Source organism: Enterococcus sp. DIV0546, assembly GCF_051712785.1.
GTDB classification, from domain to species: domain Bacteria; phylum Bacillota; class Bacilli; order Lactobacillales; family Enterococcaceae; genus Enterococcus; species Enterococcus faecalis.
The window spans coordinates 325,924-345,500 of record NZ_JBIOPO010000001.1; the positions used below are offsets into that span (position 1 = coordinate 325,924).

19 protein-coding genes are annotated in these 19,577 nt (G+C 39.3%); 13 read left to right on the forward strand and 6 right to left on the reverse strand.

The genetic code is table 11. The annotated features are described in order from the left end of the window. Positions 1 to 93: 93 nt before the first annotated feature. The 5 genes from IGJ24_RS01645 to IGJ24_RS01665 all read left to right on the forward strand — a co-directional run bounded on the left by IGJ24_RS01645 (position 94) and on the right by IGJ24_RS01665 (position 4,328). Positions 94 to 846 (forward strand): IclR family transcriptional regulator, encoded by a 753-nt coding sequence (locus IGJ24_RS01645; RefSeq protein ID WP_002355294.1) that lies wholly within the window; start codon positions 94 to 96, stop codon positions 844 to 846. Between the two features lie 160 nt (positions 847 to 1,006). Continuing rightward, positions 1,007 to 1,654, forward strand: coding sequence for a bifunctional 4-hydroxy-2-oxoglutarate aldolase/2-dehydro-3-deoxy-phosphogluconate aldolase (locus IGJ24_RS01650; RefSeq protein ID WP_129193899.1), 648 nt, complete (start codon positions 1,007 to 1,009; stop codon positions 1,652 to 1,654). A gap of 4 nt (positions 1,655 to 1,658) precedes the next feature. Further along, a complete protein-coding gene (locus IGJ24_RS01655) occupies positions 1,659 to 2,666 on the forward strand; it encodes a sugar kinase (RefSeq protein WP_289865492.1) in 1,008 nt (335 codons plus the stop codon). 12 nt (positions 2,667 to 2,678) lie between these two features. After that, positions 2,679 to 3,518, forward strand: coding sequence for a 5-dehydro-4-deoxy-D-glucuronate isomerase (gene kduI, locus IGJ24_RS01660; RefSeq protein ID WP_002355301.1), 840 nt, complete (start codon positions 2,679 to 2,681; stop codon positions 3,516 to 3,518). 21 nt (positions 3,519 to 3,539) lie between these two features. Continuing rightward, entirely contained in the window at positions 3,540 to 4,328 is a 789-nt protein-coding gene (locus tag IGJ24_RS01665) for a gluconate 5-dehydrogenase (protein ID WP_002362994.1), read from the forward strand. Positions 4,329 to 4,389: 61 nt separating this feature from the next. On the opposite strand, the gene IGJ24_RS01670 is transcribed toward IGJ24_RS01665, so the two are convergent. Beyond that, positions 4,390 to 4,590: a hypothetical protein gene (locus IGJ24_RS01670; protein WP_002355314.1), complete on the reverse strand. Its 201-nt coding sequence runs from the start codon at positions 4,588 to 4,590 to the stop codon at positions 4,390 to 4,392. Positions 4,591 to 4,695: 105 nt separating this feature from the next. Continuing rightward, on the reverse strand, positions 4,696 to 6,177 hold the full coding sequence (locus IGJ24_RS01675; RefSeq protein WP_002355315.1) for a peptide MFS transporter: 1,482 nt from the start codon (positions 6,175 to 6,177) through the stop codon (positions 4,696 to 4,698). An 817-nt stretch (positions 6,178 to 6,994) separates the two neighbouring features. Between IGJ24_RS01675 and IGJ24_RS01680 the strand changes: the two genes are divergently transcribed. Further along, entirely contained in the window at positions 6,995 to 7,594 is a 600-nt protein-coding gene (locus IGJ24_RS01680; protein WP_002355317.1) for a LysM peptidoglycan-binding domain-containing protein, read from the forward strand. A gap of 69 nt (positions 7,595 to 7,663) precedes the next feature. Here the strand turns inward: IGJ24_RS01680 and IGJ24_RS01685 are convergent, their stop codons facing one another. Then, entirely contained in the window at positions 7,664 to 8,044 is a 381-nt protein-coding gene (locus IGJ24_RS01685) for a PaaI family thioesterase (RefSeq protein WP_156190052.1), read from the reverse strand. Between the two features lie 98 nt (positions 8,045 to 8,142). Here IGJ24_RS01685 and menB point away from each other — a divergent pair, with 98 nt between their 5' ends. From menB to menC, 6 genes are read left to right on the forward strand one after another with little or no spacing between them, the layout of a single operon-like run. Beyond that, a complete protein-coding gene (gene menB / locus IGJ24_RS01690) occupies positions 8,143 to 9,012 on the forward strand; it encodes a 1,4-dihydroxy-2-naphthoyl-CoA synthase (protein ID WP_002391106.1) in 870 nt (289 codons plus the stop codon). A gap of 4 nt (positions 9,013 to 9,016) precedes the next feature. Further along, complete coding sequence (locus tag IGJ24_RS01695) at positions 9,017 to 10,474, forward strand: o-succinylbenzoate--CoA ligase (RefSeq protein WP_129193940.1); 1,458 nt, start codon at positions 9,017 to 9,019, stop codon at positions 10,472 to 10,474. Then, the gene (locus tag IGJ24_RS01700) at positions 10,471 to 11,838 is read left to right on the forward strand and encodes an isochorismate synthase (RefSeq protein WP_194178192.1); all 1,368 of its coding nucleotides are present in this window, start codon (positions 10,471 to 10,473) and stop codon (positions 11,836 to 11,838) included. The genes IGJ24_RS01695 and IGJ24_RS01700 overlap by 4 nt, the downstream gene beginning before the upstream one ends. Then, positions 11,838 to 13,571: a 2-succinyl-5-enolpyruvyl-6-hydroxy-3-cyclohexene-1-carboxylic-acid synthase gene (gene menD / locus IGJ24_RS01705; protein WP_002367893.1), complete on the forward strand. Its 1,734-nt coding sequence runs from the start codon at positions 11,838 to 11,840 to the stop codon at positions 13,569 to 13,571. Before IGJ24_RS01700 ends, menD begins: the two co-directional genes overlap by 1 nt. Then, a complete protein-coding gene (gene menH, locus IGJ24_RS01710; RefSeq protein WP_002367895.1) occupies positions 13,559 to 14,383 on the forward strand; it encodes a 2-succinyl-6-hydroxy-2,4-cyclohexadiene-1-carboxylate synthase in 825 nt (274 codons plus the stop codon). Before menD ends, menH begins: the two co-directional genes overlap by 13 nt. Further along, positions 14,384 to 15,487: an o-succinylbenzoate synthase gene (gene menC / locus IGJ24_RS01715; RefSeq protein ID WP_129193904.1), complete on the forward strand. Its 1,104-nt coding sequence runs from the start codon at positions 14,384 to 14,386 to the stop codon at positions 15,485 to 15,487. It abuts the gene before it with no gap. Positions 15,488 to 15,543: 56 nt separating this feature from the next. On the opposite strand, the gene IGJ24_RS01720 is transcribed toward menC, so the two are convergent. Both IGJ24_RS01720 and IGJ24_RS01725 read right to left on the reverse strand, forming a co-directional pair. Continuing rightward, complete coding sequence (locus tag IGJ24_RS01720; RefSeq protein ID WP_174090817.1) at positions 15,544 to 16,242, reverse strand: glucosamine-6-phosphate deaminase; 699 nt, start codon at positions 16,240 to 16,242, stop codon at positions 15,544 to 15,546. A 251-nt stretch (positions 16,243 to 16,493) separates the two neighbouring features. Next, positions 16,494 to 18,020 carry an AMP-binding protein gene (locus IGJ24_RS01725; protein ID WP_002361196.1) on the reverse strand — a complete coding sequence of 509 codons (1,527 nt, stop codon included), beginning with the start codon at positions 18,018 to 18,020 and terminating at the stop codon, positions 16,494 to 16,496. A gap of 220 nt (positions 18,021 to 18,240) precedes the next feature. Between IGJ24_RS01725 and IGJ24_RS01730 the strand changes: the two genes are divergently transcribed. Next, entirely contained in the window at positions 18,241 to 18,642 is a 402-nt protein-coding gene (locus IGJ24_RS01730) for an organic hydroperoxide resistance protein (protein WP_002355332.1), read from the forward strand. A 44-nt stretch (positions 18,643 to 18,686) separates the two neighbouring features. Here IGJ24_RS01730 and IGJ24_RS01735 read toward each other — a convergent pair whose 3' ends face one another. Continuing rightward, entirely contained in the window at positions 18,687 to 19,457 is a 771-nt protein-coding gene (locus IGJ24_RS01735; protein WP_225581367.1) for a sulfite exporter TauE/SafE family protein, read from the reverse strand. Positions 19,458 to 19,577 lie beyond the last annotated feature (120 nt).

Genomic DNA, 19,577 nt, shown 5'->3' on the forward strand with positions numbered 1-19,577 from the left:
GTAAAACGTTACTGAATGAATCTTCGAGTTCTTTTTTTCTTGCAATTTCTTTATTTTTCTATATAATTTCTTATATGGAAAAGGAGGGTTTCGATGAAAGAAACAAAACCTTACGGAACAGTCTTGTTAAAAGCGGCTAAAATCATGGACTGTCTAAGTTTACAACCCGATCAAACCTTACAGGAAATTGCAAAGAATACCGAAATGACGGCATCAACGGCAATCAAAATTTTAGAAACCTTAACATTAATTGGCTATGTTCAAAAAGACACGAACAAAACGTACCGCTTAGGAACAAAATTGATTCGTTATGCGAATCAAAGTGTGGAGCAAATCGATTTAGCTGAAATTGCGGTACCTTATTTAGAAAACCTTCAAAATACGGTCGATGAAACCATTCATTTAGGGATTTTAAATAATAATGAAATTCTGTATATCAATAAATTAGAACCGAAAAATCAAACGATTCGCATGTCCTCGAAAGTGGGAATTACTCGACCTTTGTATAATTCGGCCATGGGTAAAGCCGTTTTAGCAGAATTTTCGGAAGAACAAGTGCAACAATATTTAGACACGCAGACATTAATTCCCTATACCGAAAATACGATTACCAATCCCTTGCGTTTGAAAAAAGAATTAAAACAAGTGCAACAAACGGGGGTTGCTTACGATGATGAAGAAATTGAACAAGATATTTTCTGTAGCGGAGTATCTTTAATGAAAGATGGCGAAATTGCGGGTGCTTTTAGTGTAAGCATGCCGAAATATCGTTTGACAGAGGAAAATAAAACGACGATTAATCAAGCCCTTTTAGCAACAAAAGCAGCGATTGAAGCGAAATTATAGTAGAAAAAGAAAGACAAACAAAAGTCGATTGGGATTTTTGTTTGTCTTTCTTTTTTTATTTTTGTAAAAACGTTTGCATTTTCTTTTTTTATCTGTATAATGAAGTTGTGAATTTCTTTATAATAAATATATATTTCTAAATAAGAAATGAGGGAGTCTGTTGAAGCGAGTATCAATTTTAAAAAAATTAGAAAATGCTGGCGTGATTGCTGTGGTTCGCGGAAAGACAAAAGAGGAAGCGCTAAAAGCTAGTCAAGCCATTGTAGCAGGCGGTATGCGGGGGATTGAGTTAACCTTTACTGTTCCTCAAGCAACAGAAGTGATTCAGGAATTAGTTGCGTTATACAAAGAGAATCCTGACGTAGTCATTGGTGCGGGGACAGTTTTGGATGCTACGACTGCTCGTTTAGCTATTGTAGCAGGAGCTGAATATATTGTGAGTCCAAGCTTCGATGAAGAAACCGCTAAAATTTGCAATTTATATCAAGTTCCCTATTTGCCAGGCTGTATGACCATCACAGAAATGAAAGAAGCACTGAAAAGCGGAGCAGATATTATTAAACTATTTCCGGGAAGTGTTTATGGACCGAGTGTTATTTCGGCATTTAAAGCGCCATTTCCTCAGTTAAATATTATGCCAACGGGTGGTGTCAGTTTGGAAAATATGGCCGAGTGGTTTGCTGCAGGTGTGACGGCTGTCGGTGTTGGTGGCAATCTGTTAGCGCCAGCAGCAACTGGGGATTTTGAAAAAGTTCGTGAGGTTGCCCAAACCTATATGGAAAAATTCCAAGCAATCAAAGGGGTGTAGGCACATGGGGAAAGTCGTAACATTGGGAGAACTCATGTTGCGTTTGTCAACGCCTGTCGGAATACGCGTAGCACAAACAGAAAATTTCGCTGTACATTACGGCGGTGGTGAAGCGAATGTAGCGATTTCGTTAGCGAACTATGGCCACCAAGTGACTTTTGCTAGTAAAGTGCCCGATAATTCATTAGGAGAAGCCGCCAAAAAGCATTTAAGTCGTTATGGGGTTTCAACGGAATTTGTACGAACTGGCGGAACACGTCTAGGAACGTATTACTTGGAAACTGGTACAGGAGAACGAGCAGCCAGTGTTGTCTATGATCGCGCCTATTCAAGCTTTGCTCAAATCGAAGAAATGGAATGGGACTTACATGAGCTGTTTTCAGGAGTAGAGATCTTTCATATTTCAGGGATTACAGCGGCGTTATCAAAAACGTGGCAAAGTATGACGGTTGCGCTAGTTAAAGTAGCGAAGCAAGCAGGGTGCCAAGTAAGTTTTGACATTAATTATCGAGGGAAACTTTGGTCCCAGAAAGAAGCGAGCGTGGCATTGAAGGCCATTCTTCCATTTGTTGATATTTGTTCAGCTGGGGTATTAGATGCTCGTTATTTACTGGAGATTCCAGAACCAGAGGAAGAACTTGAAGACGCATTAACGTGGTACTACCGAAAAATGCAAGAACGTTATCCCAACATTCAAGTATTTTATTCAACCAAACGTCAAGTTCATTCAGCGACAGATAATGAATTAATCGGAACGCTATGGTACAAAGGTGCGTATTATACGTCTAAATGTCATCGATTACAACCGATTGTTGACCGTGTCGGTGCCGGTGATGCGTTTGCTGGTGGGGTTTTACATGGTTTATTAGCTGCCTATGATCCACAAACCTGTATTGATTTTGCGACAGCAGCTAGTGCGTTAAAACATACTGTCCATGGTGATTGTAATCAATTTAGTCAAAAAGAAGTCCTTGCTTTTTTGGCAACGGGCTCAGGAAAAATAAATAGATAGGAGATTTTAGTTATGCAAAATATGGAAACACGTTATACACATAGTCCGGCGGATATCCGTCACTATTCAACAGAACAATTGAGAGATGAATTTTTAGTAGAGAAAGTTTTTATTCCAGGTGCAATCAGCTTAACCTACACACATAATGATCGGATGATTTTTGGTGGTGTGACACCAACCACAGAAGAATTAGAAATTATTTTGGACAAGGAATTAGGAGTTGATTATTTCTTAGAACGCCGTGAACTAGGAGTTATTAATATTGGGGGACCAGGCTTTATTGAAATTGATGGCGCCAAAGAAACAATGAAAAAACAAGATGGCTATTATATTGGGAAAGAAACAAAACATGTTCGTTTTTCTTCAGAAAACCCTGATAATCCAGCGAAATTTTACATTAGTTGTGTCCCAGCACATCATAAATATCCGAACGTAAAAATTAGTATTGATGAAATTACCCCAATGGAAACGGGTGATCCATTAACATTGAACCAACGTAAAATTTACCAATACATTCATCCGAACGTTTGTGAAAGTTGCCAGTTACAAATGGGTTACACCATTTTAGAACCAGGTAGCGCTTGGAATACAATGCCTTGTCATACACATGAACGTCGGATGGAAGCGTATGTTTATTTTGATATGGAAGAAGATACGCGGATTTTCCACATGATGGGTAAACCAGATGAAACGAAACATTTAGTAATGAGTAATGAACAAGCAGCCATTTCACCAAGCTGGTCAATTCATTCTGGGGTTGGTACAAGTAATTATTCCTTTATTTGGGCCATGTGCGGAGAAAATATTACGTACACAGACATGGATATGGTTGCGATGGATCAATTAAAATAAACCAAAGAAAGAGGAGAAAACATGGAATTTAAAATGAATGATTTTCAATTAGATGGAAAAGTAGCGTTAATTACAGGTGCTGTTTATGGGATTGGCTTTGAGATTGCGAAATCCCTAGCTGAAGCAGGAGCAACAATTGTTTTTAATAACTTATCTCCTGAATCAGTTGAACAAGGTTTGGAAAATTATCGGGCTGCAGGGATTGAAGCACGTGGTTATGTGTGTGATGTCACTGATGAAGAGCAAGTTCAAGCGATGGTTGCTCAGATTAAAGAAGAAGTCGGCTCTATTGATATTTTAGTCAATAATGCGGGAATTATTAAACGAATTCCAATGGTGGATATGTCAGCAGAAGAGTTCCGTCAAGTGATTGATGTTGACTTGAATGCGCCATTTATTATGGCAAAAGCGGTTATTCCAGATATGATTGAAAAGGGTCATGGCAAAATTATCAATATCTGTTCAATGATGAGTGAACTAGGTCGTGAAACAGTTAGTGCGTACGCGGCAGCAAAAGGCGGACTAAAAATGTTAACGAAAAATATTGCTTCTGAATATGGACAATATAATATTCAATGTAATGGGATTGGACCTGGCTACATTGAAACGCCACAGACGGCGCCATTAAGAGAACCAGGGCATCCATTTAACGAATTCATCTTGGGACGAACACCTGCTAATCGTTGGGGCACACCAGCAGACTTAGCTGGCCCAGCAGTTTTCTTAGCATCTAACGCTTCTGACTTTGTTAACGGACATATCTTATATGTCGATGGTGGAATTTTAGCTTATATTGGAAAACAACCATAAAAAATAAGTAAAAGGAGCGAGACTAGCAATCTCGCTCCTTTTACTTATGGCTAGCCTTCTACTAAAAACTCACATAAAAGAAAGAAGCAATCGCCACAGCAAATGAAATAATAGCAAACACTAAACTACTCCATAGTCCTAACAGAATAAATGGTGAGGTTCTTTTACCGCCCTCTTTCTTTAAGTAGGAAAATGTCCGTCCAGTAACAATGAATTGCCAGATACTAATCAATAAAAAAATACCGCCAATTAAGTAACGCATGTCCTCGTCCTCCTTCTATTTAGTATACCACTTGTTGAAAACGTTATCAAAATACTGTATAAAAAAGTTGCCTTTAAAAAAAGAGAAAGGCAACTTTTTGACGGTTTAACGGACGTCACCCATTAAGTTTTGGATTGGTTTTTTCACAATGAATAAGAGAATCCCGGCAACGACAGCTACAAGTCCGACAATCCCAAAATAGGCTGACTCTGTTCCAGGTGTATAGAAACGAGCAATTTGAGCATTAATGGCTTGTGAAGCGGCATCTGCTAATAACCAAATAGCAACGGTTTGAGCTTCAAAAGCTTTCGGTGCTAATTTTGTAGTAATCGATAAGCCAACGGGAGATAAACACATTTCTCCGACAATCATAATGAAGAAACTAAAGAATAACCAAAGTGGACTCACCCGTCCTTCGGTACCATAAAGTAGACCTGGCAACATTAATAAGACGAAGGAAAGACCAGCAAAGACTAGCCCTAGTGAAAACTTCACAACTGTTGATGGTTGACGTTTACCTAGTTTTGTCCATAATGTAACAAAAATAGGGGTCAAAATAACTACGAATACAGGATTTAATGATTGGAACCAGCTAGCGGCAATCGGGAAGCCAAACAAACTCGTTTGCGTCCGTTCATTTGCAAATAGAGCAAGAATAGACGAACCTTGTTCTTCCAATGACCAGAAAACAATTGCTGCTAAGAATAATGGCAAGTAAGCCAGAACTTTTGGTTTTTCTTCAGCAGTGACATCTTTAGACGTTAACATTTTGCTGAAATAATAAACAGGTAACAGGATTCCTAACACGCTGATGGTATTAATAAAGAAATCAATTGTTAAATGTCCTGTGACATAGGCGCCACCAAAAATAAGTAAAGCAACGACAATTGCCAACATAAATGCTTTAGCAAATTTCTTTTGCTCTTCTTTAGACATTGGATTAGTTGGGGCCTGACCAATCCCAGCCAGAGATTTACGTCCTTGGAAATAATATTGTAGTAACCCGAAGAACATCCCAACTGCGGCAACGGAAAAGCCTAAATGATAATTATATTCTTGTCCTAAAGTTCCGACAACAAGGGGAGCGATTAAGGCTCCGATATTAATCCCCATGTAAAAAATGGAGAAGCCTGCATCTCTACGTAAGTCAGTTTTTGAATAAAGATGGCCAACCATCCCTGAAACGTTTGGTTTTAACATCCCAGTCCCAAATACAATTAACATAATAGAAACGAATAAGGCGGGGACACCAAATGGGGTAGCGAGAACAATATGTCCAGCAATGATTAACAAACCACCAATAAAAACAGTTTTCCTTGAACCTAAGACACGGTCAGAGACCCAACCGCCAATGATACTGGACATGAAAACCATTGATCCATAAATGGACATGATGGCTAAGGCAGTTGCTTTGGGGAGACCTAAACCGCCATTGGCTACGGTATCGTAAATGTAATACATTAGAATAGCACGCATGCCGTAGTAACTGAAACGTTCCCACATTTCTGTGAAGAACAGTGTTGCTAGTCCTTTCGGTTGTCCCAGAAAGGATTTGTCTAATTTCTCAAGTTGTTCTTTGTCACTCATAGATAAAACTCCAATTCTTATAATATTCAGAATATTTGATAATAAAATGACTTAAATGTAGATTCATATATTTTATTACTCATAGATTGGAAAATAGAAAGAGAAAAAACTGATTACGTTTTTAAATAACAAGCGTTCGAGTGATTGTTTGTTTTTTATTCGTGAATTACAATAAAAATAAATATTTATTCTGCTTTATTTTCAATACTTTGTTTTCATAGTTGCTTTAGCTGTTCCTTTTTTGAATAAGATTAAAATGAATAAATAACAAGCAAAATATAAGATTTTTTTGTTTAACTCTTTTTGTTTCAATAGGAAGTGCTTAGTGTTTTTTCAGAATCGAAAAATGAATACGACAAAAAATTTATCTATATAATAGAAGGAAAAATATAAATAGTGAATGATAAAAAAATTCAAAGAAAACACCTGTTCTTTTTAGGCGTGAGTTTTTGAAAAAAACATTCTTATGTCTAGTATCTTTAACATTTTGTTACTTTTTGACTGAAACGAATGTAAAAAAACCGACATTTAAGGGCTAATCAAGGGTTGGAAAACGGTTTCTCAAAAATAAAATCCTGTTTTTTTAACTTTTTTTCGCAAAATATAAACAGGATAATATCAAGCTTCCAGCAGCTTTTTATTACAAAATGTAACAAAACCGACATTCTAGTAATAAATTGTCACGAGATATTCACCTACGGCCGGCCATTCGATGATAAAGTATGTGAAGTCGTTTCGATAAAGCGAAGCAGACGTGGTTGTTGCCGAGTGCTAAGAGCAACAATCAAATATTTTTAATTACAAAGGAGAAACATACATGAAATCAATCAAAACGATTTTACTTGGAACAACTTTGGCCGCAGGTTTAGGATTATTCTTAGGAACAGACGCAAACGCAGAAAGCTTATATACAGTTAAAGCAGGAGATACTTTATCAACAATTTCTCATCAATTTGCAGGAGACAATAGCTTAATTCAAAAAATTGCTTCTGATAACAAATTGCCAAACCTTGATTTAATTTTTGAAGGAGAACAATTAGTTATTCGTTCAGAAAAAGAAGTTGCTAATACTCCAGCACCAGCTGTAGAAGTTGCACCAGTTCAACAAGTAGTTGAACAACCTGTTGCACAACCAGTACAACAAGAAGTACAACAACCTGTTGCTCAAGAAGTAGCGCAACCAGCAGCACCTGCCGCAAGCAGTGATGCAAAAGAGTGGATCGCACAACGTGAATCTAGTGGTTCTTACGATGCAACAAACGGTCAGTATATCGGTCGTTACCAATTATCTGCCTCTTATTTAAATGGTGACTATTCACCTGCCAACCAAGAACGCGTGGCAGATCAGTACGTAGCAGGTCGCTATGGTTCATGGGATGCAGCTAAATCATTCTGGTTAGCAAATGGTTGGTACTAAAATTAAATAAACGAAGTAATCTAATTACTTATTAAAAACCATAAACAAAAAAACAGTAACCTGTAAAGATTACTGTTTTTTTTGTCGATTTGTTAAGGTACAACGCCCCACGCTCGTCAATTGGTGGTCTGCGTTATATATTTTTGCTTCCCAAACTTGAAGGGTCTTTCCCGAGTGATCGGGTGTCGCAATCACGGTAAGGCTACCATCATGGACACTACGAAGATGATTTACTTGTAAGTCTATGCCGACAGCAAAAGTGTTTTCAGGAACGTTTTCGTTCGCACCTAAACTACAGGCAGTTTCAATTAAGACGCCGTTTAAGCCCCCGTGGACAAGGCCATAGGGTTGTTTATGCACGTCTTTTACCGCTAAAGTAAGCTGACATTTCTCAGCAGAAACCTGTTGAATCGTGATGCCTAAATACTCTAAAAGATGAATAGTAATCAGTCCTTTCTAATAAAAGGTTTTTTATTTATTATACAGGAATGAAGAAAATTTGAAATAGCCATGTTTTTTCTTAAAATTCAAGCGACTTTTTCTCTAAAGTGCCGATTCTTGTGTATAATAGAAAAGATGAGATTAATGAAGGAGGTTTCCTAATGAGAAACTGGACAACAATTAAAGAATATGATGAAATTTTATTTGAGCAAGCAGGCAAAGTAGCAAAAATTACTATCAACCGCCCGCATGTTCACAACGCATTCACACCAAAAACAGTCATGGAAATGATTGATGCATTCAACATTAGTCGTGATAAAGAAGATGTCGGGGTTATTATTTTAACAGGCGCAGGTGACCAAGCATTCTGTTCTGGTGGCGATCAAAAAGTTCGAGGTAATGGTGGTTACGTTGGCGAAGACAACATTCCACGTTTAAATGTGTTAGATTTACAACGGTTAATCCGTGTCATTCCCAAACCAGTAATCGCAATGGTGAAAGGCTGGTCCATTGGCGGCGGCAATGTTTTACAATTAGTTTGTGATTTAACAATTGCGGCTGAAAATGCTAAGTTTGGGCAAACAGGACCAAATGTCGGTAGCTTTGATGGTGGATACGGCTCAGGTTACTTGGCGCGCGTTATCGGCCATAAAAAAGCGAAAGAAGTTTGGTTTATGTGTAAACAATATTCTGCCCAAGAAGCTTTAGATATGGGCTGGATTAATACCGTTGTTCCATTGGATCAAGTAGAAGATGTGACAATGGAGTGGGCAGAAGAAATGTTAACCAAAAGCCCGATTGCTTTACGGATGATTAAAGCCTCTTTAAATGCCGATACAGATGGCTTGGCTGGTGTGCAACAATTAGCTGGTGATGCGACACTTCTTTACTATACAATGGCTGAAGCACAAGAAGGCCGAGATGCATTTAAAGAAAAACGGACACCAGATTTCGATCAATTCCCTAAATTCCCATAAACCAATGACTTGGTTAAATAAACAAGTACAAAAACGTCCCGATCATCCTGCTTTTTATTTTCAGGATGAATCTTGGACGTTTTTAGAAGTGCAACAAGAAGTCAGCCATTGGGTAGCCACATATCAACAGGTGCTTGCACCAGAAGAAAAACGTGTGGCTTTATTCAGTAAGAACAGCAAAGAGTTGTATTTTTCAATTCTAGCCTTATGGGAATTGGGGAAAGAGTTATTATTTTTAAATACGCATTTGACACTTGCTGAACTGACTTTTCAGTTAAAAGATGCGCAAGTTAAAACGATTATTGGTGCGCCTGAAACGCAGGCTTTGTTAGAAGAAATTTCTTTTGTCGACGTTCAGCCAATGATTAAAAAACAGCATAGTCTTTCACGTCAGGAGTTTCAACAGCCAAGTGACTTAGAGTCGGTGGCTTCTATTATGTATACATCTGGAACTACAGGACAGCCTAAAGGGGTTTTGCAACGGTTTAAAAATCATTTGGCCAGTGCTAGAGGCACTCAAGAAAATATGGGGATTACTGCTGAAGATTGTTGGTTGTGTGCAGTCCCATTATTTCACATTAGCGGATTGTCGATTGTTGTTCGACAACTCGTCTTAGGTTGTAGTATTCGCCTTTACGATAAATTTGATGAACAGCAAGTGACACAAGATTTACAAGAAGGCCGTGGAACCGTCATTTCAGTGGTTGCGACAATGTTACAACAATTATTGTCTGTCTATCCTGAAGCTGGCTACAGCGTCAGCTTTAAAGGAATGTTATTGGGCGGCGGACCGATTGCACCGGATAAATTAGCGCAGTGTGAGGAAAAAGGGATTCCAGTCATTCAATCTTACGGGATGACGGAAACGTGTTCGCAAGTTGTTGCCTTGAAATTTGAAGATGCGGCGCTGAAAATCGGCTCTGCTGGGCAACCGTTAAAAGATATGCAGATCAAAATTGTTGATGAACTAGGACAAGAACAGCCAGAAAAGCAAGTCGGGGAAATTTTACTTAAGGGACCAAACGTTGTTTCAGGTTACCTTAACCATCGTCAACCTGAAAAATGGACAGCAGATGGTTGGTTTAAAACAGGCGACATGGGCTATTTAGATGCACAAGGTTACCTGTATTTGGTTAGTCGTTTAAGTGAACTCATTATCTCTGGTGGTGAAAATATTTACCCCACTGAGGTTGAACAGGTGTTACAGGCGATAACAGGAATTAAAGCAGCGGCAGTTGTAGGAGAACCAGATGCGCAATGGGGAGCCGTTCCAGTTGCTTATGTGATTAGTGACCAAGAACTCACCTTAGCGCAAATTCAAGACCAGTGTTCACGAAAACTGGCAAAATATAAACGACCGAAACGCATTTATTTTTGTCATTCTTTCCCACAAACAGCAAGTGGAAAGATTGCCAAACATCGTTTCATGACAGAAGAAAGAGAGGCGTTTTTAATCAGATGAAATTGCCTGATGAATTACGACAAGCCTATCAGAAGAATGCCCGTCAGTTCAGTTGGGTTTTTCCATTAGAAACAGAACAAACAGCCTTGGCAATTTTTGCCGCTGGTGAAAAGGCATACCGAGGAGAACGTTTTTTTTGGCAAACGCCGAAAAAAGATTTTGCTTTGGTTGGCTTCGGATATGAAACTATCTTAAAAGGCGCAGAAACAGAAACGCAGCAATTGAACAACTTTTTAAAAAAAGAGGCGGCAACTCGTTTTCAAAATATGTCTATTTCTGGTACGGGGGCTCTTCTGTTTGGCGGTTTGCCTTTTGATACAGAACAAACGCCTACTGAGGCCTGGGGAGAGTTAGGGGAAGGTTGGTTTTATCTACCAAGTATTCTATTTACTTTTTCAGGTTCACGTATTTATGGAACGCTGAACTTTTCAGGTTCTAGTGAACAAGAAGTCGAGGAACGTTGGTCGACTTTGGTGGCTCAGTTTGATCGCTTGTTAGCTACCTGTGAGGAGTTGCCAGCTGTAGCGGAAACAAAGATTGACAAGGAAGAAGTTGCCGTGACTGAATGGCTACAAGCTGTCAACGAAACAGTAGCAGTCTTAAGAGAAGATGGCCCTTTAAAAAAAGTGGTTTTGGCTCGACAACTTGCTGTGAGCAGTCCTGAAAAAATTCGAAGTAACCAAGTGCTCGTTAATTTAATGGCACAACAACAAAATACGTATTTGTTTGCTTTGGAAGCCAATGACACAAGTTTCATTGGTGCAACACCAGAACGACTTCTGTTGGGTACTAGAGAAACGTTTGCGACCGCTTGTATTGCAGGAACCATTAAAACGGGTCAAACATCAGAAGAAACGAAAGCTTTAGGAGCACAACTTTTACAAGACCGCAAAAATACCGGAGAACACCAAATTGTGGTGGAACGTTTAGCGAAAGAGTTGGCAAAGATGACGACTTCTGAAAACAGTATTCAAGCACCCATTATTTTGGAAAATCGAGATGTACAACATCTTTATGTGCCAATCTCAGGTCAACGTAAACCGGGAATTTCGTTTTTGGAAAGTGTGATGCAGCTACACCCAACGCCAGCTTTAGGCGGTGAGCCCAAAGAGTTGGCAGTCGAATGGATTCGACAATATGAGCCAAGGAGTCGTGGGTTATATGGTGCGCCAATCGGTTGGATTTCAGGGAATGATGATAGTGGCGAGTTTGCTGTGGCCTTGCGTTCAGGTGTCTTTGCTGGTCAGCAAGGCGTTCTTTATGCAGGTTGTGGTATTGTTGCGGATTCCCAAGCAGAGCTAGAAAGAGAAGAAACGAAAATAAAATTTCAACCGATGTTACGAGGAATTGGAGGGAAGGTTTAATGAATCATCAAGAAACAATGACCGATTATTTAATGGCCTTTATTGAAGGCTTAAAAAATAGTGGGGTTGAACAAGCAGTCATTAGTCCAGGGTCCCGTTCCACACCACTGGCTTTATTACTTCATCGGGAAACCGCAATCCAAACTTTTGTCGATGTCGATGAACGTTCCGCTGCTTTTTTTGCTTTAGGATTAAGTAAAGCGAGTCAAAAACCAGTGGTCTTACTTTGTACCTCTGGAACAGCAGCTGCAAACTATTATCCAGCAATTTGTGAAGCCAATATTAGCCATGTGCCTTTAGTCGTTTTAACAACGGATCGGCCGCATGAGTTACGTCAAGTTGGTGCTCCTCAAGCCATGGACCAATTACAAATGTATCAAAATCACGTGAAATTATTTGTTGAAATGGCTTTGCCAGAAGCAACAGAAGAGATGTTGAATTACGCCTATTGGCAAGGCGCTAAAGGAGCAGCATTCGCGCAACAAACGCCTGCAGCACCTGTTCATTTGAATTTTCCTTTGCGGGAACCATTATTACCTGACTTAGAGAGAAAAACAAAGAGTTCTCAACAAACGGCTTTATTCGCTGGTCAATCAATCCTTTCTACAGAACAAGTGCAACAGCTAGCGGATCAATGGTACCAGAAAAACGGCGTTTTGGTTGTCGGTGGCAGTCATACAGAGGAAGAAGCGGCGTTATTTATTCAATTAGCCGAAGCTTTGCAATGGCCGTTACTAGCGGATCCTTTAGCAAACATTGTGACACATGGGCAAAATAGTGAAGTTGTTATTGCACATAGTGATCTGTTTCTAAATGTGGCGACCTTGCCACAAGAACCAGAAGTGGTAGTGCGCTTTGGTTCGCTGCCAATTTCTAAAAACATCATGTTATGGTTGAAACGCTTAGCAACGACAGAGACTACTTTTTATTTTGTGGACGAAAATGGGCAATGGCAAGAGCAATTGAAAAAATCACAAACCGTTATTCAGGCAAAGGAAACCACGTTTGTAGAACAACTACTAACGGTTGTCAAACCAACAGAAGCGACTTGGTTAGCACAATGGCTCCTGCTGGAAAAAACGGTCTCTGAAGTTCTTCTAGAAACGCTGAACGCGACAGAATTAAATGAAACAACAGCCAGCTTAGCTGTTCACCAAACGATGAAAGAGAACGGTCAGTTATTTGTATCTAATAGTATGGCTATCCGCTACTTAGATCGATTTATGGATAGTCGCCCTTATCGGATGTTTGGAAATCGCGGCATCAACGGGATTGATGGGATTGTTTCAACTGCTTTAGGAATGAGTGCCGTAGCACCGACACAGCAAAACGTTCTACTGATTGGTGATTTAGCACTATATCATGATATGAATGGTTTATTTTTGGCTAAACGTTATCAGTTGCCGTTAACAATTGTTTTATTAAATAACAATGGTGGCGGGATTTTCTCTTTTCTATCTCAACGAACTTTACGTGAGGACGATTTCGAGCCTTTATTTGGAACACCGCTTGATTTAGATTTTTCGTTAGTTGCTGAACTTTACGGTGCTTCGTACCAAGAAGTCAAAACAATCGTGGAGCTTAAGCAAATTTTACAAGCAGCGGCTGAAGAACCACAATTTCAAGTGATCGAAGTCAAAGGAAATCGTCAAGAGAATGTTCATTTGTACGAATCAATTTTAGCTGAAATTGGTAGACGAGTAGAAAGACAGGGGATTTCATGGAACGGTTAATTCGGGGGATGCAGTACCATTATCAATGGTTAACACCTTTTGATGCAAAGCGAACGACACTAGTCTGTTTACATGGTTTCACAGGAACGTTAGCCACGTTTGCAGCCGTTTTTCCCAGTCAAACACCTTATAACGTTTTAGGAATTGACTTACCTGGGCATGGCGCGACTGCTAGTTTGGTAGCACCAGAGCGTTATACCATGAAACAGGTTTGCCATGATCTTGCTGAACTAACCGAATCGCTAAATTTGCCTTGCTTTTGTTTATTAGGCTATTCAATGGGCGCACGAACAGCTTTAGGTTTTGCATTACATTATCCACAAAAGGTACAGCATCTTTTATTGGAAAGTGGATCGCCAGGTTTGGCCACCGCCGCAGAACGTCAGACTCGTATCTGTCAAGATCATCGTTTGGCGGAACGTCTCTTAGAGGAACCGCTGGTGGATTTTATTGATTTCTGGCAAGAATTACCGTTATTTCAAACGCAAAAAGCCTTGCCTGTGGCACAGCAAATGGCCATTCGTCAGGAACGTTTGAGCCAATCGGCCTTTGGGTTGGCTAGTAGTTTGTGGTATATGGGTACAGGAGCGCAAGAGAGTTACTGGGAACGTCTAGCAGAATTGCAGCCGATTCCTACCGATTTATTGGTAGGCGGCGAAGATCAAAAATTTATTGGAATTGCGAAAAAAATGCAGGCACGTCAACCGTTGTTGAGGCTGACAATTTTTCCTGAAGCAGGACATTGTATCCATTTAGAACAACCAACGATTTTCTATGAAAAGGTGACAGCGTTATTGGAAGGAGCCGTCTGAATGAACATTCAATCAATTGAAACCTATCAGGTTCGTTTGCCTTTAAAAACGCCGTTTGTCACGAGCTATGGTCGCTTGGAAGAAAAAGCGTTTGATCTATTTGTAATAACGGATGAGCAAGGAAATCAAGGTTTTGGCGAATTAGTGGCTTTTGAGCAACCTGATTATGTGCAAGAAACGTTGGTAACCGAACGCTTCATCATCCAACAGCATTTAATTCCGTTACTTTTAACAGAAGCGATTGAACAGCCGCAAGAGGTTTCAACAATTTTTGAAGAAGTTAAAGGGCATTGGATGGGAAAAGCTGCGTTAGAAACTGCCATCTGGGATTTATATGCCAAACGGCAACAGAAGAGTTTAACTGAATTTTTTGGACCAACGCGGAGGAAAATTCCTGTAGGGATTAGTTTAGGGATTCAAAAAGACTTACCTCAATTGCTTAAACAAGTTCAGTTAGCTGTAGAAAAAGGGTATCAACGAGTGAAGCTGAAAATTCGTCCCGGTTATGATGTGGAACCCGTTGCTTTGATTCGTCAGCATTTTCCTAACTTGCCTTTAATGGTCGATGCCAATTCAGCGTATACATTGGCTGATTTGCCTCAATTGCAACGTTTAGATCACTATCAATTAGCGATGATTGAACAGCCTTTTGCTGCAGATGATTTTTTAGATCACGCACAATTACAAAGAGAACTGAAGACAAGAATTTGTTTGGATGAAAATATTCGTAGTCTCAAAGACTGCCAAGTGGCGTTAGCATTGGGAAGTTGCCGTAGTATCAATTTGAAGATTCCTCGTGTAGGTGGGATTCACGAGGCGTTGAAGATTGCCACATTTTGCCAAGAAAATGATTTATTGGTTTGGTTAGGTGGCATGTTTGAGTCTGGTGTTGGACGCGCATTGAATTTGCAATTTGCGTCACAGCCTACCTTTTCCTTTCCAGGTGATATTTCAGCCACGGAACGCTATTTTTATGAAGATATCATCACTGAACCTTTTGTTTTAGAGAAAGGGACAATGACCGTGCCCCAGAGACTTGGTATTGGTGTTACACTTTCCCAGACGAATTTGCTAAAATACAGTCAGTATCAAAAAATCATGTAATGATAACAAAATTGCGCCTATGACTATGCAGAGAAGCATAATCTAGGCGCAATTTTTTATTTTTCTAATTGACTTGCTGCGGCTTCATCCAAGAGAACCGTTAAATTTGGATGGAGTTGAAGAATAGAGGCAGGATACGTTTCTGTGACAGGTCCTTGGAGTACTTGTTTGACCATTTGAGCTTTTTGTTCACCATTTACAATTAGGACAAGGTGCTTAACTTTCATGATGCTGGCTGGCCCCATCGTAACAAAGGTCATGCCTGGCTGCATCATTTCAGGAACAAACCAAGGCTCTGAACCAGTGACGGTCACTTGATAGGTTTCATTTTTAAAATGAGTGGTAGTGGGCATGTTCCCACAAAAATGACCATCTGCTCCTAAGCCAATTAACATCAAATCTAAGCCGCCTGCGTCAGCAATCCGTTGTTCTTGTTGTTGAAAGTTTTCAACAGTTAATGGATGGATGTTTTGCTCGGATATTTCTGCAGGTGTCAAATACAGCGTCCGCAAATCTGTCAGAGTAATGCCTTCCTTTTGATGAGGAACGGGGATTTCATCAAAGTTATAATAATGAACATTATAAAAGTCAGATGAATTTTTCACAATCGAGGCTAATTTTTGGTAAACAAGTGTTGGCGTTTTGCCAGCGGTAATTGATAAATTCACTCGTTTATCTTGGCTCATCGTGCTTAGAAGTAACATTTTTGCCCATTCGCTCATCGCGTCGAAATCTTGTTTAATTAAAATTTTCATACTTGCTCACTCCATTCTTTGAATAAGCTAAGTATAATTTGTGGGAACCATCCCATGTCAAGCTCTTCACAAAAAGGATTTAATTAACGGTAGGCAAAAGAAAGAGGAGCAGCCGTCAAAACGACGACTGCCCCTCTTTTTAAAACTTAAGATAACCTACAACGAGTTAACTTTTTAGCTTTCTGTTCCACTTTCTCCAACGCTGGTCTAAACGTTCTTTTGACCAACATTGTTTAACAAAGAACCTTATTTTATTGTTCTTTTAACCATTTTTCTAGTTGTAAACGTTGCACTTTCATAGTAGCTGTGTGAGGGATTTCATCAAAAGCCATAATGATAGGTTCGTTTAAATGTGGTAAATCGGCTACTTGTGTCCACCAAGCGTCCCAATCCATTTCTTCCCCAGGGACAACCGCTAAAATTGGCTGTGGTTCATTTTCTTTGCCACGGACAATAATCACTTCTTCTAAGAAATCTAATGCATCCAATAAATGATCTTCAATAGCTAAATTACTGTCGATGTTTTCAATTAGATCTACTTGGCGATCTTTCAAGAATAAGTGGCCGCGTTCATCTAACATCCCGTAATCGCCGCTGTCCCACCATTCGCCGTAGACATTTTCTGCAAAGCGGGCATCTTCTTTGTAATATGTTAAGGCCCGTCCTTTGGATAAGAATTGGATATGGCCGTCCGTCATCGCAGGTAAAACTTGTCCTTTTTCATCGGTAATTCGAGCTTGTGTTAAATCCTCTAAACCAACACCCATGTCACGAGCGTCTGAATCTTTTAGGGATTCTAAAGTATGCGCTCGTAAGATCATTGGCCCGCATTCACTTTGTCCATAAACTTGTAGGAAAATTGGTTCATTGGCAGCAGATGCTTTTAAGAAAGCCACCATTGTAGCGTTGTTAATTGCATCAAAAGTAGAATGATAATAATGGACACTAGCGAAGGCTTCAGGTTTTTCTTTGGCCAAACGAACCCATTGAACGAAGTTATTGGGGTGTGTTTCTACAGCGATTGGTTGATAGGTGCTGAACATTTCAGCGACTTTTTCGCTCGAAGCATTTGCTAAAGGCATCATAGGGAAGCCCATGGCCATTAAAGAAGACACGCCAATGTTAAAACGAGAATGAACTGGCGAAATATGAAAGCCAACTAATTTCTTTTCAGCAATTTTTGTAAAAATGGTTTTTTGCCATTTTGTACGCCAACCCATAGAGTGATTGGAATGACAGATAAGTTTAGGAATACCTGTTGTTCCAGAGGTGTGAGTCATGTAGGCAATTTCGTCTTTAGTCAGTTCGTCTTGAGGAACTTCCGTGGCATCAGCTTCTAAAAGAGAAGCAACCGAAAGTTTTTTATTGGCAGAGCTGTTACGAACAGCTTGAACTTTTTCAGCAGTCACATCATCAAATAAAATATAAGGATCTTCTAAACGATCAACGAATACTTCAATTGTTTCAAAAGGTAAATGGTATGAAACCATTACAGGAACGGCTGCTAGATATGAGGCTGCAACAGCTAGTAAATACGTGTCGAATTTAGGACTTTTATAAATAATAATTTTGTCGCCTTTTTTTACACCTAAAGCGGCTAATTGATATGCCCGTTTCAAAATTTCTTGATGGCTTTCACCATAAGTTGTTTCTAAGCCAAGTGCAGGAAAAGCAGGCAAAGATTCATCAAAAATAATTGGAACAGTTGGTGTTTTTTCTGCGGCTTCTTGATAGTTTGTGTAGAGGTTTAATGGTTGATAATCAAGTAAGTGTGTCAAGGGAAAGTCTCCTTTGTAAAATAGTTTGTGTACAAATGTACAAGTTCACTTTATCCTATCATAGAATGGATTCTTTTTCTACGTCAAAAATACAACGTTAAATGTTATTTTTAATTATTCACAAGCACAACGTTTGCTGTATCTGGCAAAGTTTCCTACAATAATTATGTAAGTAAAAAGTTCTCAGAAGTGTAAAACTTTACAAAGGAGAGGAATTTACATGAAAAAAATCTATGAAACAACTATCATTAATACGGGTGGACGTGCAGGAGAAGTTCACTCACCGGATAAATCATTTTCTTATGCGGTTGCTTCGCCAGGTGTCAAGAAAGAAAATACAACAAATCCAGAACAATTATTCGCAGCGGCTTACAGTGCTTGCTTTAACGGTGCATTAGAATTAGTGATGGATCAAGAAAAAGTCGAAGGTAAAAGTACAGTAACCGCACGTGTATCCTTATTCCAAGGAGAAGATGGGTTTAGCGTTGGTGCTGAATTAGAAGTTCATATTGATGGGGTAGATCAAGCTAAAGCAGAAGAACTTGTTAAAAAAGCCCACGAAATTTGCCCATATTCTAAAGCAACAAGAAATAATATAGACGTTAAATTAACAGTGATTTAATTAAAAAAAGAAGCGCTTTGTCGTATAGACAAAGCGCTTCTTTTTTAGATAACAGTCCACAAATTATACATATTTAACAAAATAACTAAAAAAACAACTAAACTATAAATTTGGGCGACCCGTTGTTGGGATAATTTTTTACTGAAAAGACCGCCGACATAACCACCGAATAAAGCGGCAGGAATAATAGCCCAAAGCATTGTCAAATCAAAAACCGCAAACCCTGTGGTCAAGCCGATATTGCCAAGTTTGGCGAGTTGGGAGAAAAAAATAGTAATGATGGAATAGACAGTTGCTGATTTGATATCCATTCCAAAAAAGAGAATAAGGCAAGCTACATTAATGGGACCGCCACCGATGCCTAAAAAGGTTGATAGAATCCCTAAGCCTAATCCGACAATCAGAAAAATGCTCAATCCGTTGAGGTGTAAGTGCCAGTTGGAAAATTGATTGTAGAGAAGAACCAAAACCAAGGTCAGCAACATGATGATATATTGGATTAGCTGTACTTTTTCTTCATTTGGCGCTAGTGCAATCGCCTGATTAAGAAGTAAATCACCTAACATGCCGCCGACTAAGGAACCAAACGAAATACTCGCGGCTTTTTTCCATTCAATTTGGACACCATTTTGATACTGTTTATAAGTCGAAGAAATGGACATGACAAAAACAGCGACACTTGAATAGAACGCAATACTATTTAACGAATGGAACCCAAGAAAATCCAAAACAGGCTTAATAATGACACCTCCACCCATCCCAGAGAGCGCCCCAACTGTATTGGATAGAAAAATAGTTATGAAATAAATCAGCAAAACCCGCACATAATCACTCCTAAACCGTTTTCTTTTAGTATAGCATAAAAATTATATAAGAAATGTAATTTCATTTGAAAATATTTTTAAAAAGAACTTGAAATGACATTTCTTTAATGG

Coding starts and splice junctions, on each gene's coding strand:
- IGJ24_RS01645 (WP_002355294.1), top strand. CDS start 94: ATGAAAGAAACAAAACCTTACGGAACAGTCTTGTTAAAAGCGGCTAAA.
- IGJ24_RS01655 (WP_289865492.1), top strand. CDS start 1,659: ATGGGGAAAGTCGTAACATTGGGAGAACTCATGTTGCGTTTGTCAACG.
- kduI (WP_002355301.1), top strand. CDS start 2,679: ATGCAAAATATGGAAACACGTTATACACATAGTCCGGCGGATATCCGT.
- IGJ24_RS01665 (WP_002362994.1), top strand. CDS start 3,540: ATGGAATTTAAAATGAATGATTTTCAATTAGATGGAAAAGTAGCGTTA.
- IGJ24_RS01670 (WP_002355314.1), bottom strand. CDS start 4,590: ATGCGTTACTTAATTGGCGGTATTTTTTTATTGATTAGTATCTGGCAA.
- IGJ24_RS01675 (WP_002355315.1), bottom strand. CDS start 6,177: ATGAGTGACAAAGAACAACTTGAGAAATTAGACAAATCCTTTCTGGGA.
- IGJ24_RS01680 (WP_002355317.1), top strand. CDS start 6,995: ATGAAATCAATCAAAACGATTTTACTTGGAACAACTTTGGCCGCAGGT.
- IGJ24_RS01695 (WP_129193940.1), top strand. CDS start 9,017: ATGACTTGGTTAAATAAACAAGTACAAAAACGTCCCGATCATCCTGCT.
- IGJ24_RS01700 (WP_194178192.1), top strand. CDS start 10,471: ATGAAATTGCCTGATGAATTACGACAAGCCTATCAGAAGAATGCCCGT.
- menD (WP_002367893.1), top strand. CDS start 11,838: ATGAATCATCAAGAAACAATGACCGATTATTTAATGGCCTTTATTGAA.
- menH (WP_002367895.1), top strand. CDS start 13,559: ATGGAACGGTTAATTCGGGGGATGCAGTACCATTATCAATGGTTAACA.
- menC (WP_129193904.1), top strand. CDS start 14,384: ATGAACATTCAATCAATTGAAACCTATCAGGTTCGTTTGCCTTTAAAA.
- IGJ24_RS01720 (WP_174090817.1), bottom strand. CDS start 16,242: ATGAAAATTTTAATTAAACAAGATTTCGACGCGATGAGCGAATGGGCA.
- IGJ24_RS01730 (WP_002355332.1), top strand. CDS start 18,241: ATGAAAAAAATCTATGAAACAACTATCATTAATACGGGTGGACGTGCA.